General features: G+C 63.4%; 23 protein-coding genes and 1 pseudogene. 14 read left to right on the top strand and 10 right to left on the bottom strand.

Annotation, left to right across the window (positions count from 1 at the left end; all coding sequences use genetic code 11):
• Nucleotides 1-173: 173 nt before the first annotated feature.
• Both NLY44_RS14360 and NLY44_RS14355 read left to right on the top strand, forming a co-directional pair.
• Nucleotides 174-1,439 (top strand): TCR/Tet family MFS transporter, encoded by a 1,266-nt coding sequence (locus tag NLY44_RS14360; protein ID WP_023733296.1) that lies wholly within the window; start codon nt 174-176, stop codon nt 1,437-1,439.
• Nucleotides 1,436-2,356 carry an aldo/keto reductase gene (locus NLY44_RS14355; RefSeq protein ID WP_023672438.1) on the top strand — a complete coding sequence of 307 codons (921 nt, stop codon included), beginning with the start codon at nt 1,436-1,438 and terminating at the stop codon, nt 2,354-2,356. The genes NLY44_RS14360 and NLY44_RS14355 overlap by 4 nt, the downstream gene beginning before the upstream one ends.
• 9 nt (nt 2,357-2,365) lie before the next feature.
• On the opposite strand, the gene NLY44_RS14350 is transcribed toward NLY44_RS14355, so the two are convergent.
• The 3 genes from NLY44_RS14350 to carA form a co-directional block, all read right to left on the bottom strand.
• A complete protein-coding gene (locus NLY44_RS14350; protein ID WP_245260145.1) occupies nt 2,366-2,485 on the bottom strand; it encodes a helix-turn-helix domain-containing protein in 120 nt (39 codons plus the stop codon).
• A gap of 4 nt (nt 2,486-2,489) precedes the next feature.
• Nucleotides 2,490-2,750 carry a hypothetical protein gene (locus tag NLY44_RS14345; RefSeq protein WP_245260143.1) on the bottom strand — a complete coding sequence of 87 codons (261 nt, stop codon included), beginning with the start codon at nt 2,748-2,750 and terminating at the stop codon, nt 2,490-2,492.
• Between the two features lie 325 nt (nt 2,751-3,075).
• A complete protein-coding gene (gene carA, locus NLY44_RS14340) occupies nt 3,076-4,293 on the bottom strand; it encodes a glutamine-hydrolyzing carbamoyl-phosphate synthase small subunit (protein ID WP_081726027.1) in 1,218 nt (405 codons plus the stop codon).
• 260 nt (nt 4,294-4,553) lie between these two features.
• On the opposite strand from carA, the gene NLY44_RS14335 reads away from it, so the two are divergent.
• Nucleotides 4,554-5,003 (top strand): GatB/YqeY domain-containing protein, encoded by a 450-nt coding sequence (locus NLY44_RS14335; RefSeq protein ID WP_031356124.1) that lies wholly within the window; start codon nt 4,554-4,556, stop codon nt 5,001-5,003.
• Nucleotides 5,004-5,112: 109 nt separating this feature from the next.
• A complete protein-coding gene (locus NLY44_RS14330; protein ID WP_023672441.1) occupies nt 5,113-5,670 on the top strand; it encodes a GNAT family N-acetyltransferase in 558 nt (185 codons plus the stop codon).
• Nucleotides 5,671-5,677: 7 nt separating this feature from the next.
• Here NLY44_RS14330 and NLY44_RS14325 read toward each other — a convergent pair whose 3' ends face one another.
• A complete protein-coding gene (locus tag NLY44_RS14325) occupies nt 5,678-6,859 on the bottom strand; it encodes an MFS transporter (RefSeq protein WP_031356123.1) in 1,182 nt (393 codons plus the stop codon).
• Between the two features lie 93 nt (nt 6,860-6,952).
• Nucleotides 6,953-8,617, bottom strand: a complete 1,665-nt coding sequence (locus NLY44_RS14320; RefSeq protein ID WP_023691517.1) for a Na/Pi cotransporter family protein — start codon at nt 8,615-8,617, stop codon at nt 6,953-6,955.
• Between the two features lie 388 nt (nt 8,618-9,005).
• On the opposite strand from NLY44_RS14320, the gene NLY44_RS14315 reads away from it, so the two are divergent.
• The 5 genes from NLY44_RS14315 to NLY44_RS14295 all read left to right on the top strand — a co-directional run bounded on the left by NLY44_RS14315 (nt 9,006) and on the right by NLY44_RS14295 (nt 14,858).
• A complete protein-coding gene (locus NLY44_RS14315) occupies nt 9,006-9,374 on the top strand; it encodes an RcnB family protein (RefSeq protein ID WP_023672444.1) in 369 nt (122 codons plus the stop codon).
• Nucleotides 9,375-9,545: 171 nt separating this feature from the next.
• Nucleotides 9,546-11,486, top strand: a complete 1,941-nt coding sequence (dnaG, locus tag NLY44_RS14310) for a DNA primase (protein ID WP_023683795.1) — start codon at nt 9,546-9,548, stop codon at nt 11,484-11,486.
• A 412-nt stretch (nt 11,487-11,898) separates the two neighbouring features.
• Nucleotides 11,899-13,923 carry an RNA polymerase sigma factor RpoD gene (gene rpoD, locus NLY44_RS14305; protein ID WP_023672446.1) on the top strand — a complete coding sequence of 675 codons (2,025 nt, stop codon included), beginning with the start codon at nt 11,899-11,901 and terminating at the stop codon, nt 13,921-13,923.
• A 191-nt stretch (nt 13,924-14,114) separates the two neighbouring features.
• Nucleotides 14,115-14,408 (top strand): GYD domain-containing protein, encoded by a 294-nt coding sequence (locus tag NLY44_RS14300; protein WP_023672447.1) that lies wholly within the window; start codon nt 14,115-14,117, stop codon nt 14,406-14,408.
• Nucleotides 14,409-14,477: 69 nt separating this feature from the next.
• On the top strand, nt 14,478-14,858 hold the full coding sequence (locus tag NLY44_RS14295) for a thiol-disulfide oxidoreductase DCC family protein (protein ID WP_023697082.1): 381 nt from the start codon (nt 14,478-14,480) through the stop codon (nt 14,856-14,858).
• 45 nt (nt 14,859-14,903) lie between these two features.
• On the opposite strand, the gene NLY44_RS14290 is transcribed toward NLY44_RS14295, so the two are convergent.
• The gene (locus NLY44_RS14290; RefSeq protein WP_023672449.1) at nt 14,904-15,161 is read right to left on the bottom strand and encodes a DUF2798 domain-containing protein; all 258 of its coding nucleotides are present in this window, start codon (nt 15,159-15,161) and stop codon (nt 14,904-14,906) included.
• 272 nt (nt 15,162-15,433) lie between these two features.
• On the opposite strand from NLY44_RS14290, the gene NLY44_RS14285 reads away from it, so the two are divergent.
• Together NLY44_RS14285 and NLY44_RS14280 are read left to right on the top strand one after the other, a co-directional pair.
• Nucleotides 15,434-16,111, top strand: a complete 678-nt coding sequence (locus tag NLY44_RS14285) for a PadR family transcriptional regulator (protein WP_023733292.1) — start codon at nt 15,434-15,436, stop codon at nt 16,109-16,111.
• 101 nt (nt 16,112-16,212) lie between these two features.
• The gene (locus NLY44_RS14280) at nt 16,213-16,506 is read left to right on the top strand and encodes an HlyU family transcriptional regulator (RefSeq protein WP_023701148.1); all 294 of its coding nucleotides are present in this window, start codon (nt 16,213-16,215) and stop codon (nt 16,504-16,506) included.
• Between the two features lies 1 nt (nt 16,507).
• On the opposite strand, the gene NLY44_RS14275 is transcribed toward NLY44_RS14280, so the two are convergent.
• From NLY44_RS14275 to NLY44_RS14265, 3 genes are all read right to left on the bottom strand, one after another.
• Nucleotides 16,508-19,084 (bottom strand): polynucleotide kinase-phosphatase, encoded by a 2,577-nt coding sequence (locus NLY44_RS14275; RefSeq protein ID WP_023733291.1) that lies wholly within the window; start codon nt 19,082-19,084, stop codon nt 16,508-16,510.
• A complete protein-coding gene (locus tag NLY44_RS14270) occupies nt 19,081-20,514 on the bottom strand; it encodes a 3' terminal RNA ribose 2'-O-methyltransferase Hen1 (RefSeq protein ID WP_245260775.1) in 1,434 nt (477 codons plus the stop codon). The genes NLY44_RS14275 and NLY44_RS14270 overlap by 4 nt, the downstream gene beginning before the upstream one ends.
• Before the next feature lie 110 nt (nt 20,515-20,624).
• The gene (locus NLY44_RS14265) at nt 20,625-21,260 is read right to left on the bottom strand and encodes an FMN-dependent NADH-azoreductase (protein WP_023672454.1); all 636 of its coding nucleotides are present in this window, start codon (nt 21,258-21,260) and stop codon (nt 20,625-20,627) included.
• A gap of 109 nt (nt 21,261-21,369) precedes the next feature.
• Here NLY44_RS14265 and NLY44_RS14260 point away from each other — a divergent pair, with 109 nt between their 5' ends.
• Nucleotides 21,370-22,326: a LysR family transcriptional regulator gene (locus NLY44_RS14260; RefSeq protein WP_023805957.1), complete on the top strand. Its 957-nt coding sequence runs from the start codon at nt 21,370-21,372 to the stop codon at nt 22,324-22,326.
• Here NLY44_RS14260 and NLY44_RS14255 read toward each other — a convergent pair.
• The gene (locus NLY44_RS14255; RefSeq protein WP_023748199.1) at nt 22,259-22,885 is read right to left on the bottom strand and encodes a TetR/AcrR family transcriptional regulator; all 627 of its coding nucleotides are present in this window, start codon (nt 22,883-22,885) and stop codon (nt 22,259-22,261) included. The two genes, NLY44_RS14260 and NLY44_RS14255, sit on opposite strands and share 68 nt — an antisense overlap.
• 66 nt (nt 22,886-22,951) lie before the next feature.
• Between NLY44_RS14255 and NLY44_RS14250 the strand changes: the two are divergent.
• Together NLY44_RS14250 and NLY44_RS14245 are read left to right on the top strand one after the other, a co-directional pair.
• Nucleotides 22,952-23,376 (top strand): annotated as a pseudogene (locus tag NLY44_RS14250) (VOC family protein).
• Nucleotides 23,377-23,470: 94 nt separating this feature from the next.
• Complete coding sequence (locus NLY44_RS14245) at nt 23,471-24,382, top strand: arginase family protein (protein WP_023805956.1); 912 nt, start codon at nt 23,471-23,473, stop codon at nt 24,380-24,382.
• Nucleotides 24,383-24,384: the final 2 nt, after the last annotated feature.

Genomic DNA, 24,384 nt, shown 5'->3' with positions numbered 1-24,384 from the left:
GCTCGCAAGTTCCAGCCGACCGCGGTTCAAAGCGCATCCGTCGGCGGGCCGATTCACCACCGGCAACAGATGTCAGGAGGAGAACGCCTGAGGCGTTCTCCTATTGTTCCAAAGTGGCGCCTCGCCTATAACGGGCGCCCGCCCAAGGGCGGTCTCAGGGAGCAGACGCCATCATGATCGACCCCAAAACCGCCAGGCGGGGCCTTGCGCTCGTCTTCACCACGCTGCTGCTCGACATTATCGGCTTCGGCATGATCATGCCGGTGTTGCCGGCCTTTCTCAGGGAGCTTTCCGGCGTCGGCATCAGCGAAGCGGCGATCGAAGGCGGCTGGCTGTTCTTCGTCTATGCGGCGATGCAGTTCTTCTTCGCGCCAATCATGGGTGGATTGAGCGACCGCTTCGGGCGGCGGCCGATCCTGCTTGCCTCGGTGCTTACATTCTCGATCGACAATCTGATCTGCGCCATCGCCTGGTCCTATCCGATGCTGTTCATCGGCCGCGTGCTGGCCGGCGTTTCGGGCGCCAGCTATTCGACGACGTCGGCCTTCATTGCCGACATCTCGAACGACGACAACCGGGCGAAGAATTTCGGTCTGCTCGGCATCGCCTTCGGCGTCGGCTTCGTCATTGGGCCGGTGCTGGGCGGGCTGCTCGGCACGTTCGGGCCGCGAGTGCCGTTTTACTTTGCCGCCGGGCTTGCCTTCGTGAACTTCCTCATCGCCATGTTCTTCCTGCCTGAAACGCTCGATGAAAAGCACCGCCGCCGCTTCGAGTGGAAACGCGCCAACCCGGTCGGCACGCTGCTGCAGATGCGCCAATATCAGGGCATCGGCTGGATCGGGCTCGCCTTCTTCCTGATGACGCTCGGCCACATGATGTATCCTGCGGTGTGGTCGTTCGTGTCCAATTATCGTTATGGCTGGAGCGAGCAGCAGATCGGCTTCTCGCTCGGCGCCTTCGGCCTGTGTGGGGCGATCGTCATGGCGACGGTGCTGCCGCGCGTGATCCCCAAACTTGGCGAATGGAGGACGGCGGTGATCGGCCTGACATTTACTGCGGCCAGCGCCTTCGGCTACGCCTTCGCCTCGCAAGGCTGGATGATCTATGCGGTGATCGTCGTCGGCTGCCTCGAAGCACTGGCCGATCCGCCGCTGAGAAGCCTTGCCGCCGCCAAGGTGCCGCCATCGGCGCAAGGCGAATTGCAGGGTGCGATGACGTCGATCTTCTCGATCACCTCGATCATCACGCCGCTGCTCTACACCGCGATCTTTTCCTGGTTCACCGGACCGAATGCGCCCGTAGTGTTCGGCGGCGCCCCCTATCTGGTTGGCGCGTGCTTCCTGACGCTTGCCGTCATTGTCTTTGTGACGAAAGTTGCGAGGCCGACGGCGGTGAGAAGCGTTGCCACCGGCGCTGCGGAAGATGGAGCCCAGATATGAGCCATGACAGCCGCATAGAGCTGACCAAGGACGGTTTGTCGCTGTCGCGGCTGGTGTTCGGCGCCTGGCGCCTGCTCGACAGCGCCGCGCGCCCGGACGCCGACCAGATCGCGCGGCTGATCGGCACTGCGGTCGATCTCGGCCTTACCAGCTTCGACCATGCCGATATTTACGGGCATTACCAGGTGGAAGCTGCCTTTGGCGCCGGCTTGTCGCGCTGGAAGGGCAAGCGCGATAGCATCGAGCTGATCTCGAAATGCGACATCATTCTGGCGTCGGCCAACCGGCCTCAGAACCGGCTGAAGCATTACGACACCAGTGCGGCCCACATTGCCGCCTCGGTCGACCGTTCGCTCGCCAATCTCGGCACCGACTATCTCGACCTGTTGCTGCTGCACCGACCGGATCCGCTGATGGATGCCGACGAGACGGCGGCGGCCCTTGCCGGGCTGGTCAAGTCGGGCAAGGTGAGAGCGGTCGGGGTCTCCAATTTCACGCCGTCGCAGTTCGACCTTCTGGCTTCGCGGCTGCCGTTTGCCTTGGCCACCAACCAGATCGAGATGTCGGTGCTGAAAACCAATGCGCTGGTGGATGGCAGCCTCGATCACGCGCAACGCCTCGGCTATGCGCCGATGATCTGGTCGCCGCTCGGCGGCGGCTTGCTGTTCACCGGCAAGGAAGGGCGCGAGGCGCGGGTCAGGGCGGCAATCGCGGCGGTGGCTGCCGAGATCGGCGCCGGCGATCTCGCCGCCGTCGCCATCGCCTGGCTGCTGCGTCATCCGGCGCGGCTGGCGCCGGTGCTCGGCACGATGAAGCCCGAGCGGCTGGCCGTCATGGTCAAGGCGCTGGAGATCGACCTCGACCGCCAGCAATGGTTTGCCATACTGGAGGCCAGCGAAGGCCGGCCGGTGGCGTAAGGTTAGATACTAGGCTTCGATCCATTCGCTGGGCACGTCCAATGCCTTCGACAGCATGGTGCTGGTTTGCGCCGATGGCTTGCGGCGATTGGATTCAAGGTCCGACAGGAAGCCCTGGCTGACACCGATGGCATCAGCGAACTCGCCCTGCGTCAGCTTGCGCCAGTTGCGCAGCGCCTTGAGCCCGGCTGGAACCTCGCAAAATATCCATGGTCACCTCGGCGGGCAGAGGCTTTTCCGTTTTGAACTCGGCCTTCCGCTCATCGTAGATCGCCACATCCGCAGCGTCTTCTCTGGCTTCTTCGGCGGCATGCAGCAATGCCTCGTAGTCAGCCTTCGGGATGACGACCAGTTCTTCCCCGGTTGAAGTCCTTATGATTTGCGGAGCGTTCATGATGTGCTGTCCTATGGCCGGCTGTAGGTCGTCGTTTCGCGCTTGCCGATGTAGATCGCGAGGATTGTCGTGCGATCTTCATCAATATAACGCGGTAGCAACCGATCCGAAGTCTGTAACCGTCTCGGCCGGCAAGACGTTCTACATCCCCACGCCCGCTGATGGCATAAGTGTTCAAACCCTCAGAGACCTGCTCGCGGACATCGGCCGGCAGGTTGTCGAGATCGCGAGCTGCCGACACCGAGAGGATGATCGTCTTCACTCGCGCAATACCGCAGATTTATCGCTCGAGGCTAAGCGATATTATCGCTGCTACACAGAGGGCTCAGGCCCGTTCGGCCAGCAGTTCCTCGCCGCGCTTTTCGCGGATCAGGTTGACGAAGCGGCGGAACAGATAGTGCGAGTCCTGCGGGCCGGGCGAGGCCTCGGGGTGGTGCTGGACCGAGAACACCGGACGTCCGGTCAGCGCGATGCCGCAGTTCGAGCCATCGAACAGCGAGACATGGGTTTCCTCGACGCCCTCGGGCAAGGAGTCGGCATCGACGGCAAAGCCGTGGTTCATCGAGACGATCTCGACCTTGCCGGTGGTATGATCCTTGACGGGGTGGTTGGCGCCGTGATGGCCCTGGTGCATCTTGGCGGTCTTGCCGCCCAGCGCCAGGGCCAGCATCTGGTGGCCGAGGCAGATGCCGAACACCGGAATATCGGTCTTGAGCAGGTCCTGGATGACCGGCACCGCGTATTCGCCGGTGGCTTCCGGGTCGCCGGGGCCGTTGGAGAGGAAGATGCCGTCGGGCTGCATGGCCAGGATTTCTTCCGAACCGGTACCGGCCGGAACCACGGTGACCTTGGCGCCGAGGCCGGAAAGCAGGCGAAGGATGTTACGCTTGACGCCGTAGTCGATGGCGACGACGTGCATCGACGGCTCGGCCTGTTCGCCAAAGCCTTCGTTCCACACCCAGGGCGTTCCACGCCAGACCGAGGACTGGCCGGAGGTGACTTCCTTGGCGAGGTCAAGCCCGATCAGGCCCGACCAGGCGGCGGCCCGCCGCTTCAAATCGTCGAGGTCGAAGATGCCGTCGGGCGCGTGCGCAATGACGGCATTGGGCATGCCCTTTTCGCGGATCAGCGCGGTCAGCGCCCGGGTGTCGATGCCCGACAGCGCGACGATGCCGCGCTTCTTCAGCCACTGGTCCAGCCCGGTGTCGGCGCGGTAGTTGGACGGGTTGGTGACATCGGCCTTGAACACCGCGCCAACGGCGCCGGCACGGGCGACCGGGTTCAAGTCCTCGATGTCTTCGTCATTGGTGCCGATGTTGCCGATATGCGGGAAGGTGAAGGTGACGATCTGGCCGGCATAGGACGGGTCGGTGAGAATTTCCTGGTAGCCGGTGAGCGCGGTGTTGAAGCAGACTTCGGCAACGGCGGAACCGGTGGCGCCGAGGCCGCGACCCTCGATGACGGTGCCGTCGGCCAGCACCAGGACGGCGGTCGGCTTTTCGGTTGCCCAAGGCGGGGTCAGTTCGGGGGTCATCTCGGCCATGGCGACGCTCCTGTCACGCTGCGCGCTTCGATGGCGGGCCATCTGCGCAGCAAACGGCGCGGCCGATCTCTCGAGCCTGCGCGCATCAATTCTTTGTCTTGTGCAAGGCCGAGTACATAGGGGAAGGCGCCAGAGCGGTCAATGATGCCCGTGCCAAAAACGGCGAGCATTTGTTTCGTCGAACGATATCAGGGCTTTGGCGCGTTTGCTTTGCGGATGGGCCGCGGTTATTGTCCGCGCCGTTCGAAGGAGAAAGCATCATGCGCGCAAAAATCGCCGAATCCCTGAAAAGCGCGATGAAGGCGCAGGACAAGCACCGGCTGCCGACGCTCAGGCTGATCCAGGCCGCCATCCACGACCGCGACATCGCCAATCGCGGCTCGACCAAGGACCCCGCCAGCGACGAGGAGATCCTGCAGATCCTGGCCAAGATGGTGAAGCAGCGCGAGGAATCGGCCAAGGCGTTCGAGGACGGCAAGCGCCCGGATCTGGCCACGCAGGAGCGTGGCGAGATGGAGATCATCCGCGGCTTCCTGCCGACGCAGTTGGACGACGCCGCCGTCACCGCGGCCGCGCGCGAAGCGATCGCAGCGACTGGTGCGGCGAGCCAGAAGGACATGGGCAAGGTGATTGCCGCGCTGAAGGCGAAATATGCCGGCCAGATGGATTTCGGCAAGGCCAGCGGCATCGTCAAAGGCCTGCTGCAGTAGGAGCCGACACCACTTCAATGGCGAAGGAGAGCAGGGGCATTACCTCTGGGCAAGAAACGGTCCGCACCGGCTTAAGCGAGCAAGCCTTGACCTGCCGGAGAGACCCACCATGATCGAAATCGTCAAACCCACGCTCGAACATCTGCCCTCCTACAAGGCGGCGCTCGAGCGTGGCTGGTCGCCGGACAATGTCCGGCTGATGGAAGCGACGCGCGAGCAACTTGCGGCGATCGACGAGGATCCCGCGGCGTTCCTTGCCAGCCTCGACGATCCCGAGGCCAAAGGAGGCCCGATTACCTTGCCGGACGGCACGACCGTGCCGCGGCTGCCGGGCTTCCGGCGCTGGATCTGGGACGGCGAGGCCGCTGGCTCGATCGGCTTTCGCTGGCAGCCGGGTACGGCCGCACTGCCGTCGCATGTGCTCGGCCATATCGGCTATGCCGTGGTGCCGTGGAAGCGCGGACGAGGCTATGCGACCGAGGCGCTGCGGCTGATGCTGGACGAGGCGAGGGCTGTTGGTTTGCCATATGTCGAGCTCACCACCGACCTCGACAATCCGGCCTCGCAGAAGGTGGTGCTGGCCAATGGCGGCCGTGTGGTCGGTCCGTTCATCAAGGACGCCGCGTATGGCGGCGCCGAGAGTTTGTTGTTCCGGATCGATTTGTAGTCCGACGCTATTCGGCCGCTGCTGGCAGCGGTGGCGCTGCCCGGCTGCGCCCCTCCCAGATGTAGGAGGCAAGTGCCACCACCACCGCCACCAGCATGGCGGCAGCGCCCACAACCGGCAGGCTGCGAAAGCCGTAGCCGGCATTGAGCATGGCAGCGCCCAGCGACGCGGCGAGCGCGATGCCGACATTGAAGCCGGAGGGGATGAGCGAGGAGGCGAGGTTGGAGGCGTCCGCCGTCCAGGCCAGGATGCGGGTCTGGATCGGCGTGCCTATGGCGAAGTTGAGGCCACCCCAGACAACGATGGCGATGACCATCGGCACGGGGTAGGGGCTGACGGCATAGATCACGCCCAACATCACCGCCTGCAGCGCAAGCATGGTGATCAGCGACGGCATCAGCTTCCAATCGGAAAGCTTGCCGCCGAGAAAGACGCCGACCGTGGCGCCGACGCCGTTGAGCAGCAGCACCCAGGGGATCAGGCTCTCGTCGAGATGGCTCACCTCAAGCAGTGTCGGGGTGATGTAGGTGAACAGGCCGAACTGGCCGATCATCAACATCAGCATCAGGATCAGCGAGGTCCAGACTTGCTGGCGCGCCAGCACGCGAACCTCGCTGCCAAGGCTGGTGGATGGGCTCGATGCGCCCGTTTTGCGCGGCAGGAGGGCGGCCATGGCGGCAAACGCCACCACGCCCAGCGCGCACATCACCCAGAAGGTGGCGCGCCAGCCCCAGAGATTGCCGATTGCGGTGCCGGCCGGCACGCCGATGACATTGGATACGGTGAGGCCGGAGAGGATCACAGCCACGGCCATGCCGCGCTTGTCCTCGGGCACGAGGCCGACAGCCACTACCATGGCGACGCCGAAATAGGCGCCGTGTGCGACGGCGACCGCAATGCGCAAGAGCAGCATCGAGGTAAAATCGGGCGCCAGCGCGCAAGCGGCCTGGCCGATGGTGAAGGCGACGGTCAGGCAAAGCAGCAGCGTCTTGCGGGAAATGCCCTTGGTGGCGAGCGCCAGCAATGGCCCACCAACGGCGATGCCGCCGGCGTAGCCGGAGACGAGATAGCCGGAAGTCGGGATCGAAACGCCAAGGCCGTCGGCCACTTGCGGCAATACACCGGCGATGACGAATTCGGTGGTGCCGAAAGCAAAGGCGGCAATGAACAGGGCAATGAGCGGGAGCATGACGGAAGCGATCCTCGGATAAGGTCGCCTCAAACCATGGATGGGGTTCGTGGGCAATGCAGAAATTATCGACGCCGCTTTAGGTTTTCTTGATCAGCTTGCCTTCAACCGCGACCCACCCAGCAACCCGCGCTCTTCCAGCACCGGGTAGGCCATCGACGCCAGCAGCGAGTTGATCTGCTTCAGGTCGCGGATGGTGTCGAGGTGGATGGAACTTGTTTCGACGCTCTTGGCGGTGCCGTCGCGCAGGCGCACGAAATGGCTGGCGCTGGTTTCCTTTTCGCGGTCGCGCAGCCGGTCCTTTTCCAGCACCAGCTGGCGGGCGGTCTCAGGGTCGCGCGACACCAGCACGTTGAAAGCAAGCCTGGCATTGGCCAGCACCGAGGTGTGAAAGGCGAGCAGCTCGCTCCAGCCCTCGGGCGTGAACTCCAGCCCGCGCTCGAACTTCTTCTTCACATGCACCAGCATGTTGCGCACGATGATGTCGCCGACCTGCTCGAGCTTGACGCAGGCGCCTATCAGCTCCTGGCAGCGCAGCGCCTCGTCCTCTGTGAGCGAGTTCCTGGTCAATTTGGCCAGATAGAGCTTGATCGCCGCGTGCTTCCTGTCGACGCGGTCGTCAAGGGCGGCCAGCGCCTTGATCTTGTCGCCGTCGGCGCTTTCATACAGCTCGATGATGCGCTTGAGCATGATCTCGACCGTCTCGCAGACGCGCACCACCTCGCGGGTGGCGTTGGCCAGCGCCTGGCTCGGAACGTCGAGCGCGCCGTCGTTGAGGGCGGAGAGTTCGACCACATCGAGCTCTGTAGCCGGCGCTGGCTTGGTGCCCATTGCGACGATCTTCTCAGAGGCACGATAGATCAGGCTGGCAAGCGGCAGGCCGGCGAGCAGGATCAGCACATTGAACAGGATGTGGGCGTTGACGATCTGGTCGGGCACGGTGGCGCCGAGGAAGGCGACCGGCGGCTTCAGCGTCATGAACAGGATCAGCATCATCAGCGAGCCCATGCCGCGCATCAACAGATTGCCGATCGGCACGACGCGCACGCCAGGTTCGGCACTTCGGGTGAGCAGCGGCGCGATGATCGACGAGCCGAGATTGACGCCGAGCACCAGCACGATGCCGAGTTCGGGCGGGATGAAGCCGCGGCCGGCCAGCGTCACCATCAAAAGCACGGCGGCGATCGAGGAGTGGAAGAGCCAGGTAACGAGCGCGGCGAGCAGATAGGCGGTGACGTAGTCGCTGGAGAAATATTCGATGATGAGCGGCATCAGCGTGCTCTGCCGCAGCGGCTCCGACGCCTGGCCGATCATTTCCAGCGACAGTACCAGAAGGCCGATGCCGACCAGGATACGGCCGAACTGGCGCCAATCGCGCCGCTCGGTGGCCATGAACATGACCGTGCCGGCGACGAGGCAGATCGGCACCAGCAGCGTCAGATCGAAGGTCAAGAGCTTGACCACCAGCGCCGAGCCGATCTCGGCGCCGCGCACAGCCAATTGGCCCGACATGCCCGAGACGATGCCGGCGCCGGCGAAGGAGCCGACGAGAAGCGTGACGGCGGTCGAGCTCTGCAGCGCGATGGACAGGCCGCAGCCGGCCAGCACCGCCATGATCGGATTGCGCATGGTGGAGCGCAGCCGGTGACGCAGCACGTCGCCATAGGCGCGCTCGACGCCTGTCTTGACCATGCGGGTGGCAAACAGCATCAGCGCCACCGCGCCCGCCAGATGCAGCAGGACGACGGAGCCGCTCATTTCGAAACCCGCACGCAGACAGCTACCGCGACGCGGAGGGTGCGCAGTGCAGGGAGGAAAACGGGGCTGCGAATCATGGTCATGACAGTCTTGAACAATATCCGGAATATTTTAGCCGGGTAATAAAATCTTGTCGATTTCAAGAGCCGTCGCGGCGCGACAGGGCGTGTCGGAAAATGGACGGATGCGCAAATGGTTGCATGGCGGATCCCTGGTGATGGCAGCGGATCGTCCCGGTTTGCCGGACTCCCGGCAATCGCCTTTGCGATGATGTTCAAATATCCAGGATAAGCACCGGATTTCATTACGTAAATGTAATGCTAGTGTTCAGTTTCGGTTCATCCTTCGGGCGCTATTCCCTAGGCATCGACAACCAAGGAGCCCCGCTATGAAACGTGTTGTTCTTTCCGCCCTCGCTTTCTCGATGCTGGCCGCCACTTCGCTTACCGGCCAGGCCGCACCGGTGAACGCACCGGTCGCACCGCAGTCGAATTACACGCGGGTCGACTGGCAGAGGCCCGGCAAGCATGTCGATGTCAGGAAGCGCGTCGTGAAGAAGACGGTGGTCGTCAAGCGCAGCCATTGGCGCAATGGCCAGAAATATTCCAGCTGGAAGCGGCACCAGCCGATCCGCGATTATGGCCGCTATGGCCTGCATCGCCCCGGCCGCGGCCAGGAATGGATCCGCGTCGGCAACGACTATGTGCTGGTCAGCGTCCTGTCCGGCATCATCTTCGGCGCCATTGCCGCGCATTAAGCCCGGCCTCGCCGGCGCAATGCAGAGACTTGAAAGGAGGCGGCCCGAAACGGCCGCCTTTCTTTTGGCTGTAGAAACCGGGCTTTTTGGCTGTGGAAACCGGGTATGGTCCGCAATAAGGGTCGTCGGATTCCGCGAGCATGATTATATGAGGGACAAACGAGTTCCCCAATGCGCTTTCCGCCCGCCTTTCTCGATGAGATACGCGACCGTGTGCCGATTTCATCGGTCATCGGCCAGCGCGTCGCATGGGACAGGAAGAAGACCAACGCCTCGCGCGGCGACTATTGGGCCTGTTGTCCGTTCCATGGCGAAAAGAGCCCCTCCTTCCACTGCGAGGACAAGAAGGGCCGCTATCACTGTTTCGGCTGTTCGGTGTCGGGCGATCATTTCAAGTTCCTGACCGAGCTCGACGGATTAAGCTTTCCCGAAGCGGTCGAGAAGATCGCCGACATGGCCGGCGTGCCGATGCCGGTGCGCGACGAGCGGGAAGAACAGCGTGAGAAGGAACGCGCCAGTCTGACCGATGTCATGGAGATGGCGACTGCCTTCTTCCAGGAGCGGCTGCAAGGACCGGAGGGTGCAAAAGCCCGCGCCTATCTCAGGGATCGCGGGCTGACGCCGGCGACGCAGCAATCGTTCCGGCTGGGCTTTGCGCCCGACAGCCGCAATGCGCTGAAGGAACATCTTGCCGCCAAGGGTGTGCCCAAGGCCGACATCGAGGCCTGCGGGCTGGTGCGTCATGGCGACGACATCCCGGTCTCCTATGACTGGTTCCGCGATCGCATCATGTTCCCGATCCCGGATTCGCGCGGCAAGATCATCGCCTTTGGCGGCCGCGCACTGGCACCCGATGCGCTGGCCAAATACATGAATTCGCCCGACACGGAGCTCTTCCACAAGGGCAACGTGCTCTACAATTTCGCCCGCGCCCGCAAAGCGCTGGCGAAAGGCGGCACGGTGATTGCCGTCGAAGGCTATATGGACGTGATTGCGCTGGCGCAGGCCGGCTTCGAGAATGCCGTGGCGCCGCTCGGCACCGCGCTCACCGAAAACCAACTCGAACTTCTGTGGCGCATGGCGCCTGAGCCGATGCTGTGCTTCGACGGCGACCAGGCCGGGCTGAAGGCGGCGTGGCGCGCCGCGGATCTCGCGCTGCCGTCGGTGCAGGCCGGGCGGTCGGTGCGCTTTGCGCTGTTGCCGGAGGGCAAGGATCCCGACGATCTGGTCAAGGCAGAAGGGCCGGACGCGTTTCGTGCCGTGCTGGCGGAAGCGCGGCCTCTCGCTGATTTGTTGTGGATGCGTGAGACATCCGGTGGCGTCTTCGACACGCCGGAGCGGCGGGCGGGGCTGACAAAGACGCTGCGCGAACTGACCAGCCGCATCCGCGATGAGAGCCAGCGCTACCACTACCAGCAGTGGATGCGCGAGCGGGAGCTGACCTTCTTCAGCGCCCAGCGCGAAGTGCGGCAAGGTCGCCAGGACTGGAAACCGGGGCAGGGCAAAACGCCCGCACCCGGCGGACAGTTCGCCAAAGGCAGCGGGGCAGGCGCGCGCGCCGCGATCACCGAAAGCCTCGGCCGCTCCGCCATGGTCAAACGCGGTGGCGAGATGATGTCGGTGCGCGAGGCGACGATCATCGTAGCCCTCGTCAACCATCCGGCGCTGATCGACGAGAACTTCGCCCATGTCGAGTTCCTCGATCTCGCCAACACCGATCTGCAGCGGCTGCACGCCGCCATCCTCGATGCGATGGCGCACGACATGGCCAATGACCGTAGCGCGGTGATCGCCACCATCGAACGTGCCGGCTGCAGCGATATCTGGGGGCGCGCCGTGGCGCTCATCCAACGGGCCAGGCAATGGCCCGCGCTGGAAACCGCAGCGCTTGACGATGCCCGCGACGCCTTCAACCAGGCGCTGCACTTGCAGCGCAGCGCGCGCACCTTACATAAGGAGCTGAAACAGGCGGAAGCAGCGCTCGCCAGCGATCCCACTGACGAAAACTACCGGCACCTCATCGAGATTCAGGCGCAATTCCGTGATGTACAAGCAACGGAAGCGCTGATCGAAGGCTTCGGTGTATCCTCGGGCAGGGGTGGGCGCGTCTAGGTCGAAACCTGCGCAAGAATGAATGTTGTACGTGCTGCGCGTCGAATCGACGCCTCTAAGTCGGGTAATTGATTCGCTTTTTTGATGCGAATCATGCGAGAGGCGCTTGACCTTCTGGCAGAATGACGGAATCAGGACGATTCGAAACCTTAACCCGCGCCGGCGTCGATGGAAATGCACTGACGCGAGGTGCTGATCACTGGACAGGCTGTCAGCCTGCCACAGATATCAGGGTTAATCTGGACTTAATGCATATCGCCCAAAAGTGAAAACCGGTTTTGGGGGCACGATATGAACAAACAAAAGAGTTGATTCGGTTACCGGCCCGGTTAAGCGCCACCAGCGCATGTAGTTTGACCGGTGCGGCAGCTACGCGGCTTCGATGCTCGGCCGCTAGGAGAAGATAAAGACTATGGCGACAAAGGAAAAGGAAGAGGTCGAGACCGAACGTGAAGGCGCCACCGATGGGCCTCTGCTCGACCTTTCCGATGATGCTGTCAAGAAGATGATCAAGGCCGCCAAGAAGCGCGGCTATGTGACTCTCGACGAACTGAACGCGGTGCTGCCGTCGGAAGAGACCGATCCGGATCGCATCGAAGACATCAATGCGATGCTGTCCGACATGGGCATCAACGTGGTCGAGGACGACGATCAGAGCGAGGAGCCCGAGGCCGCCGACAGCAATGCCGACGCCGAGGAAGACGCCAACGAACTGGCCGAGCAGACCGGCACCGCCGTCGCCGCCACGACCACCAAGAAAGAGCCGACCGACCGCACCGATGACCCGGTGCGCATGTATCTGCGCGAGATGGGCTCGGTCGAGCTCCTGTCGCGCGAGGGCGAAATCGCGATCGCCAAGCGCATCGAGGCCGGCCGCGAGACGATGATCGCGGGCCTCTGCGAAAGCCCGCTGACCTTCCAGGCCATCATCATCTGGCGTGACGAGCTCAACGAATCCAAGATCCTGCTGCGCGAGATCATCGACCTCGAAGCCACCTATGCCGGCCCCGAAGCCAAGCAGGCGCCGGTGGTCGAGCGCATCGAGGAGGCGCCCAAGGCCGAGGACAAGCCGAGGCGTGGACGCGACGAGGAAGACGACATCACCAATGTCGGCGCCGACACGCGCGGCCTGGTCGATGACGACGAGGAAGACGAGGACGAGGCGAGCCTGTCGCTGGCGGCGATGGAAGCGGAGCTGCGCCCGCAGGTGATGGAGACGCTCGACGTCATCGCCGACACCTACAAGAAGCTGCGCAAGCTGCAGGACCAGCAGGTCGAGAACCGTCTGGCCGCGACCGGCACGCTGTCGCCAAGCCAGGACCGCCGCCTGAAGGAGCTGAAGGACCAGCTGATCAAGGCGGTGAAGTCGCTGTCGCTCAACACGGCGCGCATCGAGGCGCTGGTCGAGCAGCTCTACGACATCAACAAGCGGCTGGTGCAGAACGAAGGCAAGCTGCTGCGCCTGGCCGAAAGCTATGGCGTGCGCCGCGAGGAGTTCCTCAAGGAATATCAGGGCTCCGAGCTCGACCCGAACTGGACGCGCTCGATCGGCAACCTGACCTCGCGCGGTTGGAAGGAATTCACCAAGAACGAGAAAGACGCGATCAAGGATCTGCGTTCGGAAATCCAGAACCTCGCAACCGAGACGGCGATCTCAATCCTGGAATTCCGCAAGATCGTCAACCAGGTGCAGAAGGGCGAGCGCGAAGCCGCGATCGCCAAGAAGGAAATGGTCGAGGCCAATCTGCGCCTCGTCATCTCCATCGCCAAGAAATATACCAATCGCGGCCTGCAGTTCCTCGACCTGATCCAGGAAGGCAATATCGGCTTGATGAAGGCGGTCGACAAATTCGAATACCGCCGCGGCTACAAGTTCTCGACCTACGCGACATGGTGGATCCGGCAGGCGATCACGCGTTCGATCGCCGACCAGGCGCGCACCATCCGCATCCCGGTGCACATGATCGAAACGATCAACAAGATCGTGCGCACGTCGCGCCAGATGCTGCATGAAATCGGCCGCGAGCCGACGCCGGAGGAACTGGCAGAAAAGCTCGCAATGCCGCTCGAAAAAGTGCGCAAGGTCTTGAAGATCGCCAAGGAGCCGATCTCGCTCGAAACCCCTGTGGGTGACGAAGAGGATTCGCATCTGGGCGATTTCATCGAGGACAAGATGGCGATCCTGCCGATCGATGCGGCGATCCAGGCCAATCTGCGCGAGACCACCACGCGGGTGCTCGCCTCGCTGACGCCGCGCGAGGAGCGGGTGCTGCGCATGCGCTTCGGCATCGGCATGAACACCGACCACACGCTGGAAGAAGTCGGCCAGCAGTTCTCGGTGACGCGCGAACGTATCCGCCAGATCGAGGCCAAGGCGCTGCGCAAGCTCAAGCACCCGAGCCGGAGCCGCAAGCTGAGGAGCTTCCTCGACAGCTGATAGCGGCAACAGACCAGCATTCGAAAAGGGCGCCGATGGCGCCCTTTTTGTTGCCGGGTGAAGGCTCTTGTCGCCCATCTCCGTCGGGAGGATACTTGCCTGGTCGGATGCATGTTCTGGGCGAAAAAACCGGATGTCCGCCCCGGCTGATGTCCTCAGCCGTGCTCCGTGGCGCCGGAGGGAGGTGTGTGATGACAACCTACATCCTGCTGATGAACTGGACGGAACAGGGCGCCAGAAACATCCGAGAGTCGCCGAAGCGGCTCGATGCCGCCAAGAAGCAACTGGCCGACATGGGCGGCTCGTTCAAGGCGTTTTACCTGACTATGGGCGAATATGACATGGTGGCGATTATCGAGGCGCCCGACGATGCTGTGCTTGCTCGTTTCGCCCTGATGCTGGCAACGGGTGGCAGCGTCAAGACGCGAACGCTCAAGGCTTTCCCGGAATTTGCCTATCGCGAGATCGTCACTTCGCTTGGATAGCGCTGGGCGCGGGTCCGTGCGGCTCGGCGTCTTATTGCGGGGCCGTGCCGTCAGGGTGATAGTCGCGCCATGTCCAAGCCTGCGCTGACCGTCTGGTACAACACACGCTGCCCGGTTTGCGATGGCGGCATCACCCGGCAGAAACGGCGGCTGATCGAGGCGATCAAGGCCGGGCGGATCGAATTCCGCGACATCAACCTCGAACCGGCGGCGCTCTCTGGCTACAGCGCCTCGCTGGAGGACATACGCCGCCGGCTGCATGCCACCGATGCCGAAGGCAGGCTGCTGGTCGGCGCCGATGTCGCGGTTGCCGTCTGGCGGGCGACGCCGGGCGAGGGCTGGCTGGCGACGCTCTTCGGCAATCCGGTCGCGCTGCCGCTGACGCGCTTGGCCTATGATCGTTTCGCCGATCTTCTCTATGCCTGGAACCGGCGCAAGGGCCGCTGGTAGCGAGGCAAGGCCCGAAGATATCTGCGGGCCTTACCGTCATGGGCGTTACCGGGACGCCGGCTCGCAAAGCCAGCCGACAATGCGGCGCACCGCCGGCAGCACCATGAGCAACGTTGGGAACGCTACCAGCCAGGACAGGCCCCAGGCAGTGAGCCAGACAGCCGGCAAATCAGGTTGCAGTCCAAGGCTTTTCAGCGTCGATATGAACGAGACGATGAAGGTCATCAGCAGCGACAGCACCAGCGGACTGACGATCGCGGCATAGCGCGCCGGCAGCTTGCCGCGCTTACGGGTCGTGGTCATTTTTGGATTTTCCTGAAACATCCGGTCCGTCGCATTTGGCATCCATTGCGCCGGGTTTCCGGCGGAACTGCCCGGAAAGACCGGGGTGGATGCGTTGCTTGACGTCAGACGCTTACGGAGAGGTTTTGGCCCTCACGCGCTTTCTAGCTGCCGGCGGCGGCGAAATCAACCTTCTGGCGCCGCCTTTAGATACATCGTAAGATATATCTTGACTCGTCGGCGGGGCAAGCCTAATTAAGATGTATCGTAAGATATAACTCAAGGAGCAATTCATGCATAGACATCATCCCTTTGGCGAGCGCGCCGAGCGCGCATTCCTGCACATGGCAGGCAAATTTGGTGGAAGAGGGGGCAGCGGCTTTGGTCCGTTCGGCCATGGCGGACGTGGCGGTGGACGCGGCGGCCCGGGCGACATGTTTCGCGCCGGGCGCATGCTGGCCGACGGCGATCTCAAGCTGATCACGCTGTCGCTGCTGGCCGAGGCGCCTCGCCACGGCTACGACATCATCAAGGCGCTGGAAGAGCGCACCAGCGGCATCTACAGCCCGAGCCCGGGCGTCGTCTATCCGACGCTGACCTTCCTGGAAGAGGCCGGCTATGCGGCTTCAGCCGCCGACGGCAACAAGAAGGTGTTTTCGATCACCGAGGCGGGCCAGGCGCATCTCGCCGAGAACCGCGAGATGATCGACGGCGTGCTGGAGCATCTCGAGCGCTTCGGCCGCAAGATGGCGAAAGCGCGGGACTGGTTCGGCTGGAACGACGACGGCGAGGAAGGCGGACGGCGTGGTGGACGGGGTCGCTCGGAAGCCCGCGAGGAGTTCCGCGCCGTGCGTCACCGGCTGCGTGCCGCGCTCGGCGATCTCGTCGACGCGTCGGCTGAAAAGCAGGCCGAGGCGATTGCAGTCCTGGAAGCCGCCGCTGAAGCCCTGGAAGCGCTATCGCGCGGTTGACCCCTGGCGAGAACGCTTGCCCGTTCGACTGAGGAACGGTACTGAAAATCATCCTGCACCGCGAGACGTGGTGCAGGATGATTGCCGTTGGAGGAAGCCCCATGTCTTTTCTGAAGCGTCTTTTCGGTGGTGGCGGTGAGGGGGGCGAGCCCAAGAGCGCAGCACCGGCAAAGCAGGTTGAGCACAAGGGATTTTTGATCAGTGCCACGCCCTACAAGGCGGAGGGGGGCCAATACCAGACCTGCGGCGTGGTTTCGAAGGAAGTCGACGGCGTGATGAAGGAACACAAATTCATCCGCGCCGATCGCTTTGCCGGACTGGGCGACGCCGTCGACATCTCGATCAAGAAGGGCATGCAACTGGTCGACGAGCAAGGCGAGAGGATGTTCGGGTAGCCTACAGCCTCGGATCGATTGGCTCGCTCTCCAGCGCCAGGACGCCGAAAACACACTCGTGAACACGTCGCAGCGGTTCCTTGGCGACAAACCGCTTCAGTGCCTCGTGACCGAGCGCGAACTCTCTGAGCGCCAGGCTGCGCTTGCCACCCAAGCCTCGTTCGCGCAGGCGCACGAGATTGTCCGGCGCATCGTATTCGGGGCCATAGATAATGCGAAGATACTCCTGGCCGCGCACTTTCAGCGCCGGTTGCATGAGCCCCTTCTTGTTTCGGCTGACGAAGTCGTGCGGCTTCACTACCATCCCTTCGCCGCCTGAGTCGGTCAGCGTCTCCCACCAGGCGACGGCCTCCGCACAAGAACCGGCATCGGCCAGGTCAACCATCCGCCATTGCGTTCGCGTTACCACGCCGCCCCCGGCAGCCAGACGGTCCGCAAGCGTCATGTGCCAAACGTGGTTCTGGTCGTACCAGACGCATCCCTCACTTGCCAGCAGGTGGAACGGCGCGACCTTCAGGTCGTCGACGCCCGAGACCGGCCACACGTAAGGCGCCCAGGCAGTGGCGTATCTGGCGGCACGCGCGGCGCGGTCCTCAATGCGAGCCTTGAGCGCGGCCGTATCCACGCCGCGTGCCATCGCACGGGCCAGCGCTTCGCGGCTGGCCTGGAGCCCAGCGGCCGCAGACGTTGCCACTGGGGCGTACTGGCTTTCAATCAGGCTGCTTGCCTTGGCCGACCATGGCATGATCTCGGTGTCCAGCAGCAACCAGTCGCTGTTCAATTCCTGCCATAGATCCGCAGCGTCGACGCTGGCGCGCAGGCGATTGAGCAGGCGCTCCGTCATGCCGCTGTCGCTGAAAAAGGAGCGTCCGGTCCGGGTCCAGATCGCGCCTGTCTCGTCGCCAGATACCCCGAACCGGTCGCGCGCCGTCTGCGCGTTTCGGCACAGAGCGATGACTGCCCGCGAACCCATGTGCTTCTCTTCGCACAGGATTTGGGTGACGCCACGCTCGCGGAAATGACTGAGAGCTTCCTCGGGGCGTTCCAGCCAGCCGGCTTGGCTGCTGGTCTCGGATGGCGACATTGTCGGCGGCAGATATACCAGCCACTGCGGCGACAGCGCGAAGCGGCTCATCACCTCAAGTGCCGCCGACGCGTTCTCCTCGGCCACGACAACCCTGCCTTTCAGTTCGGTCTCGATCCAGCGTCGCCCAGAGACATCCTGATAGTCGAGCACGCCGTCGGCATCGGCCTGTGCCGATTTGCCAAGGCCCGGTCCGCCGAGGGGACGCACGGGTTCGGACCAGGTCTCGACTGCCGGCACGTCGACCAGTTCGCGTTCCGGCCAGCGCAAGGCAGTCAGCTTGCCGCCGAACACGCAGCCGGTGTCGATGCAAAGCGTGTTGTTGACCCACTCCGCCAACAGCACCGGCGTGTGCCCGTATACTACGCTGGTTTTGCCCCGATAGGCGGCTGCCCAGTCGGCACGGACGGGCAGGCCAAATTCGTCGATTTCGCCCGTGGTTTCGCCATAGAGGGCGAACTCGCGCACCGCGCCGGAACCGCGCCCGATCATCTCTTCCTTGAGTCCGGCATGTGCCACGGCGAGGCGTCCGCCGTCCAGCCAGACGTGGCTGCGCAGGCTGTCGAGGAAGGCCGGCAAAGCCTCTCGCAGGCCGCGATCCTGAGCGTCCAACTGGTCGATGGTTTGCTGCAGGCCGTGGGCGATCGTGACCTTGCGGCCTTCCAGCCAGCGGCTGAGTTTGCGTTCGTGATTGCCCTGGACACAGTAGGCGGTTCCCGCCGCGACCATGCTCATGGCGATGCGCAAGACGTCGGGCACGTTGGGACCACGATCGACGAGGTCGCCGACAAAGACGATCTTGCGGCCTTCTGGCGGCGTTACAGTGACGGTCCGATCACCATGGCCGTCGGACCAGGCGATGCTGTAACCGAGCTGACAGAACAAGGTCTGAAGTTCGTCGGCGCAACCATGGACATCACCTATGACGTCGAAAGGACCGCAATCGTCGCGCTTGTCGGTCCATAATGGCTGACGCGAGACCTTGGCCGCGTCGATACTGGCCTCGCCGGTGAGCTTCCAGACCTGACGGAAACCTTCGCGTTGCAGGCCGCCGAGGCCCTTGCGAATTTCGTTCGTCATGCGCTGGGCAACGCCGGCGCCGAAGGGACGATCGGCTCGTAGCGCGTTGCGGGCGACGCAAACATCAACACCCGGATCGATGACCACGGCGACCGGCAAAGCGTGCCATTTGCGCGCCAGCTCGACCCACGCCTTGCGATCAGCGGGTCGCACATTGGTCGCGTCGATGACGGCCAGCTTTCGATGCTTGAGCCGTTTGCCGGCGATTTCGCGCACCAAATCAAAAGCGTCGGCCGAGACATCCTGATCAGTCTCGTTGTCGCTGACGAACGCGCGGCAGCGATCCGACGAGATGATTTCGGTCGGCAGGAAGTGCCTGGCGGCGAAGGTCGACTTGCCCGATCCCGTCGAGCCGATCAGCACGACGAGGGCGAAGTCAGGGATGGTGAGGTCGGTCTTGTCTGGCTCTCTCATCGGGTGAACACCGCCATCTGCGTCGGCGCGCCGAGCACGGGGTCCACGGCTCCGATGCCACTTAAGGCGGCGCTATAGCCATAGATCTCGCCGATCCTGGCCGCCCAGGCTTCAAACCGAACCCGGCCCCATTCGAAACGGTGATCCGGATGGCGAAAAGCGCCGGCGGCCAGACTGGGGAACAAGGGGTTGTAGTCAGCGTTCGGCGTAGTCACGATCACGAATTTTGGCGCTGTCTCGCCGAAGATAATACGCTCGATCATTGGCAGCCGGTCTTCGTCGAGATGTTCGATGACCTCGACCAGCACCGCGACGTCGGCTTCCGCCCATCGGCTGTCGCGATATGTCAGCGATCCGTGCAGCAGCGTGACCCGGTCTTCAGGCGGTCCCCCGAACTCGTTCAGTTTGAGACGCTTGGCGGCCCATTCCAGTTCACGAATAGCGGGGTCGAGCCCGAACAGCTTGTGGACCCATTTTTCGCGCACGAGCCGATAGAGCAGCTTGCCTTCGCCACACCCCAAATCTGCAACACTGGTCCCTCCGGTCGCCCGAATGGCTTGCACCACGGCGTCCATGCGCAGGTCGTTCAGCCGGATGGGCGCCTCCAGCGCTTGCTCAGGTGCAGCCCAGGCCTCGGGGGGTAGGACCTCATTGGCCGTCTCCGGAGCCAGCCGCTCCAGGGCGATGCGGGCCAACGCACCTCGGTTGCGCAGATACCGGCGCACGATCAGGTCTTTGGCTGGGTGGTTTTCCAGCCAGCCCTCGCCCTTGGACAGCAGCTTGTCAATCTCGGCCTCGCCCACCCAGTAGTGCTTGGTGTCGTCCATCACCGGGATCAGGACATAAAGGTGGTTGAGCAGGCTGCTTAGGCGGCCGGTGCCAGTCAGCCTCAGATGACCGTATCGTGGTCCACCCGCGCCAGATCCGACAGTTTCGACCGGCGCCAGGTTGACGGTCCATCCCAGCGGTTCGAATAGATCTCGAACCAGGGCCTCGCCGCCACGCATCGGCAGCGGGGTCACCACAGCTTCGAGCGGGAGGTCGCTATCGGCCAGTTGCTGGCGCTCCTTCGAGATGCCGGTCATCGCTGTCCGCAGTACCTTGTTCAAAGCCACAGACAGAAATGACGATGCCGTATAAGGTCGGTCGTTTACATATTGATCCAGCAAGCCCTCTGCCTGGCCTTTGCCCCGAACGAGCCCTATCGGATCGACATCGAGCAGAAGCACAGCCTCACAACGCTCATCGGTCGCCTCCGGATAGAACAGCCAGGCCTTGCCGAAGGATAGGTCAGTCTCGTGCAGACGTTCGGGATGCTTGTGCAGCAAGAAGCCGAGATCTGTGGCTGGATGATGGGTTGTCGCGACGGAAAGGAACATCAGCGACCGATAACGCAGACAGGCCGAATAACCAATGGCGTTGCGCGGCAATCTAGTAACGCGATAGATCCGTTTTCGACACGCAACCTATCGCGCCGCCTGACAAGGAAAAAGGCAGGCGCCGAAGCGCCTGCCTTTTCAATGCGAATGACGGGGTGTGCTTACGCGGCGATTTGCGCGCTCGCGGTCTTGGCCACCACGGCATCGACCTTGGCCGTCGCATTGGCGAGCGCGGCGGTGACGGCATCAGGGCCCATGCCGACGCCTTCGATGCGGATGACGTCGACATCGGTCATGCCGAGAAAGCCGAGCACGCCGCGCAGATAGGGGATGGCGTGATCGAACTGCACGGCCGCACCTTCGGAATAGATGCCGCCCGAGGCGAGTACGATATAGACCTTCTTGCCGGTGACGAGGCCCTTGGGACCACCCTCGCCATAAGAGAAGCTCTTGCCGGAGCGGGAGATGTGATCGACCCAGGACTTCAGGGTCGAGGAGATGTTGAAGTTGATGAAGCCGGTGGCCAGGATCACGGTGTCGGCTGCGAACAGTTCGTCAAGCACGATGTCGGAGACGCCGACGACTTCGGCCTGGCGCGGCGTGCGGGCTTCAACGGGGGTGTAGATGCCGGTCGCATAATCGGTGTCGATATGCGGCAGCGGGTTGGCCACGAGGTCGCGTACGACGAGCGTATTCGACGGGTCGGCGGCGACGAGCTTTTCAGCGAATTCGGTAGCGATACGGGTCGAGTGCGAGGCAGCGCCGCGCGGGCTCGAGGTTACAAGCAGGATAGACATAGCGGTTCTCTCCAGTGGGAATTGATTTCTCCCGCCTGATATGGGCCTACCGACCCATTCAAAAAACTGGTATATTTTCTATACGATCCATCCATAAAGTAGGTATGCCGTGCAGCCCAATCCGACGCTCGACCAATTGCAGATCCTGGTTGCGGTCGCCGACACCGGCAGCTTCTCAGCCGCCGGCCGCAAGCTTAACCGCGCGCAGTCCGTCATCAGCTACGGCATCGCCAATCTTGAAGCGCAGCTTGGCCTGAAACTGTTCGAGCGCGAGGGCACGCGCGAGCCGCAGCTGACCGAAATCGGCCGGGCGATGCTGGAGGACGCCCGGCGCATGGTCGGCGTGCTGCAGCGCATCCGTTCGCGTGCCGACGGTCACCATCAGGGGCTGGAGGCTGAAGTTGCGCTATCGGTTGACGCGGCGCTGCCCTCGCCGGTGCTGGTGCGGGTGCTGAAGGCGTTCGAGGCGCAGTTCCCGACCGTGATGATGCGACTGCATATCGGCACGCTCGGTCTGATCCCCGACCATGTCGTCAGCGGACAGTCGGATCTTGGCATCGGTGGCTTGCTGGGCGAGGTCGACGTGCATCTCGTGCGCATCGGCTTCATGTCGATCGTGCTGGCTGCCGCCCCCACCCACCCTCTGGCACTGCTGCCGAAACCGGTGGCGCTCGAGGATGCGCGAGAGCACACCCAGCTGGTTGTCAGCGACCAGTCGGAACGCACCAAGGGACGCGACTTCGGCGTCTTTGCCTATCGTACATGGCGGCTGACAGATGTGCGTATCAAGCATACGTTGATGCGCGAGGGGCTGGGCTGGGGCGGGTTGCCGCGCTGGCTGATCGCGGACGATTTGGCCAGCGGCAGGCTGGTCGAACTCGACCTTGAACCTTTTAGCGAGGTGCGCTCATCGCTCTACGCCATGCACCGCGCCGACCGCAGCCCGAAACCGGCGGCGGCCTGGCTGATCGACCAGTTCAAACGCCAGCTCGGCTGCTTCAACGAGTTCGACCCGGACGACCTGCCTGAGGGCGAGCCGGAGACAGCCCATCGATCAGAGCCATGAGCACGGCGCGATAGTCTTCGGCCGAGGCGCCGGCCTCGACGGCAAGTGCTGCGCGGTCGAAGGCGGCGGCGAGCAAAGCGGTCAGCGCATCGGCAGGCAGTCTGGTCATCGACTGTTCGCGCATCGCCGCAACCAGGCCTTCGCGCAGCGACCGGTTGCCGTGGTGATTGTCGATCGCATCCATGGCGGCGCGGCCAAGCACGGCCGGCCCGTCGAGCAGCAAAAGCCGCGTGCGGCCGGGCGCGCGCATGGCGGCGAGATAGGCGTCCGAGCCGGCAATCAGCGCATTGCGGGCAAACAAAGAAGGCGGCGAGGCGCGCTCGATCTCTTGCGCCACCGCCGCCGCCTCCTGCTCGACCACGGCGGCAAACAGCGCCTGCTTGTCGGCAAAGTGGTGATAGAGCGCGCCGCGGGTGACGCCGGCGGCCGCAACGATCTCCGGCGTGCCGGTCTCGGCATAGGACTTTTCGATGAACAGTTTGCGCGCCGCAGCGATCAGGTCGGCGCGCGTCGCTTCGGTGCGGTCGCGGTTGGAGCGGCGCGGGGTTTCTCGTTGCATACATGCAGCCTGTATGTTATTTCGAATTACATGCAAACTGTATGTTGGCTGACGGGAGAAAGAAAGATGAAGACGACGAGCTATTATCCGGTGCTGATGACGGGCGACGTAGCCGGCACGAAAGCCTTCTATATCAATCACTTCCGCTTCAAGCCGCTGTTTGCGAGCGACTGGTATGTGCATCTGCAGTCTGCCGAGGATCGCCGGGTCAATCTCGGTATCGTCCAGGGCGACCACGAGACGATCCCGAGGGGGGGCGCGGCCGCACATCGGGGCTGCTGATCAATTTCGAGGTGAGGGATCCTGATGCTGTCTATGAACGGATCGTTGCGGCCGGCCTGCCGATCCTGTGCCCGCTGCGCGACGAACCCTTCGGCCAGCGCCATTTCATCACCAGGGATCCCAATGGCGTGCTGATCGACGTCATCAAGCCGATCCCGCTCGGCCCGGAATTTCAGGCGCAATTCGCGGCGGGCGCGGCGGGCGCCTGAACGATGGCAGCAAATGTCGGCAGCGGCTCCGGCCGCTGTGGCCGGACCCGCACCATGCGGTCTATGTTGGTGACGTTGAAGCTGGGCCTGCCGCATGCGTGACATCTGCCTTGTTCGGGCGCCATCCAATCTCGGCCTTCGGCCCTTGGAGCCGGGCCATGTGCCCGGCACCTGGCGTGCGCCGCAGGCGCTGAGCCAAGCTGGTTTGATCGAGTCGCTGGCGCCGGGGCGGGTGGTCGATCTCGACAGACCCGCCTACAGTACCGAACCGCAACCGGGCACTAGGCTGCGTAATGGTCCGGCGATCCGCCGCTTCAACCTCGATCTTGCCGAGATCGTCACCGGTGCGCTTGGGCAAGGCGAGTTCCCGCTGATCATCGGCGGCGACTGCTCGATCCTGCTTGGCGCACTGGTCGCCGCGCGGCGCTCGGGCGCGGTCGCCCTGATCCATGTCGATGGCCACAGCGATTTCCGCCATCCCGGCAACTACGATGTCAATGCCTCACTCGGCTCGGTTGCCGGCATGGATCTGGCACTTGCCACCGGACGCGGCGAGGCTTTGCTGGCGCAATGGCCAGGTGTTGTCGGTCCGCTCGTCGCCGACGAGGCGGTGGTTCAGATCGGCGAACGCGAGAGCCGCGATGCCGATTTTGCCTGGCCCGACATCAATGCGACCGCCGTCACGCGCATCGACGTCTTTGCCGCGCAGGAACTCGGCGCGGCTGGAGTGTTGCAAAAGACAAGAGCGACGCTGGCGCGCGCCGGCTGTCCCTACTGGCTGCATCTCGATGTCGATGTGCTCGACCAGACGGTGATGCCGGCGGTGGATTCGCCCGGCAGCCCCGGCATCGATCCCGATGAACTCGTTGCCATTCTGTCGGCGCTGGCAGCGGACCAGCGCTGCACCGGCTTGGACATGACGATCTACGATCCCGACCTCGACCCGACCGGTGACCTTGCTCGACTGCTGGTGTCGCTGCTCGGGCGGGTGCTCAAGCCTCGATAAGG

It is taken from the genome of Mesorhizobium sp. C089B, assembly GCF_030323125.1.
In the GTDB taxonomy this organism is placed as follows: domain Bacteria; phylum Pseudomonadota; class Alphaproteobacteria; order Rhizobiales; family Rhizobiaceae; genus Mesorhizobium.
The sequence above is the reverse complement of the archived record's forward strand: the minus strand, read 5'-3'. Positions and strand labels throughout refer to the sequence as shown.

Bases quoted from the DNA above. Each gene is read 5' to 3' on its own strand.
- NLY44_RS14360 (WP_023733296.1), top strand. From the start codon at position 174: ATGATCGACCCCAAAACCGCCAGGCGGGGCCTTGCGCTCGTCTTCACC.
- NLY44_RS14355 (WP_023672438.1), top strand. From the start codon at position 1,436: ATGAGCCATGACAGCCGCATAGAGCTGACCAAGGACGGTTTGTCGCTG.
- NLY44_RS14345 (WP_245260143.1), bottom strand. From the start codon at position 2,750: ATGAACGCTCCGCAAATCATAAGGACTTCAACCGGGGAAGAACTGGTC.
- carA (WP_081726027.1), bottom strand. From the start codon at position 4,293: ATGGCCGAGATGACCCCCGAACTGACCCCGCCTTGGGCAACCGAAAAG.
- NLY44_RS14335 (WP_031356124.1), top strand. From the start codon at position 4,554: ATGCGCGCAAAAATCGCCGAATCCCTGAAAAGCGCGATGAAGGCGCAG.
- NLY44_RS14330 (WP_023672441.1), top strand. From the start codon at position 5,113: ATGATCGAAATCGTCAAACCCACGCTCGAACATCTGCCCTCCTACAAG.
- NLY44_RS14325 (WP_031356123.1), bottom strand. From the start codon at position 6,859: ATGCTCCCGCTCATTGCCCTGTTCATTGCCGCCTTTGCTTTCGGCACC.
- NLY44_RS14320 (WP_023691517.1), bottom strand. From the start codon at position 8,617: ATGAGCGGCTCCGTCGTCCTGCTGCATCTGGCGGGCGCGGTGGCGCTG.
- NLY44_RS14315 (WP_023672444.1), top strand. From the start codon at position 9,006: ATGAAACGTGTTGTTCTTTCCGCCCTCGCTTTCTCGATGCTGGCCGCC.
- dnaG (WP_023683795.1), top strand. From the start codon at position 9,546: ATGCGCTTTCCGCCCGCCTTTCTCGATGAGATACGCGACCGTGTGCCG.
- rpoD (WP_023672446.1), top strand. From the start codon at position 11,899: ATGGCGACAAAGGAAAAGGAAGAGGTCGAGACCGAACGTGAAGGCGCC.
- NLY44_RS14300 (WP_023672447.1), top strand. From the start codon at position 14,115: ATGACAACCTACATCCTGCTGATGAACTGGACGGAACAGGGCGCCAGA.
- NLY44_RS14295 (WP_023697082.1), top strand. From the start codon at position 14,478: ATGTCCAAGCCTGCGCTGACCGTCTGGTACAACACACGCTGCCCGGTT.
- NLY44_RS14290 (WP_023672449.1), bottom strand. From the start codon at position 15,161: ATGACCACGACCCGTAAGCGCGGCAAGCTGCCGGCGCGCTATGCCGCG.
- NLY44_RS14285 (WP_023733292.1), top strand. From the start codon at position 15,434: ATGCATAGACATCATCCCTTTGGCGAGCGCGCCGAGCGCGCATTCCTG.
- NLY44_RS14280 (WP_023701148.1), top strand. From the start codon at position 16,213: ATGTCTTTTCTGAAGCGTCTTTTCGGTGGTGGCGGTGAGGGGGGCGAG.
- NLY44_RS14275 (WP_023733291.1), bottom strand. From the start codon at position 19,084: ATGAGAGAGCCAGACAAGACCGACCTCACCATCCCTGACTTCGCCCTC.
- NLY44_RS14265 (WP_023672454.1), bottom strand. From the start codon at position 21,260: ATGTCTATCCTGCTTGTAACCTCGAGCCCGCGCGGCGCTGCCTCGCAC.
- NLY44_RS14255 (WP_023748199.1), bottom strand. From the start codon at position 22,885: ATGCAACGAGAAACCCCGCGCCGCTCCAACCGCGACCGCACCGAAGCG.
- NLY44_RS14245 (WP_023805956.1), top strand. From the start codon at position 23,471: ATGCGTGACATCTGCCTTGTTCGGGCGCCATCCAATCTCGGCCTTCGG.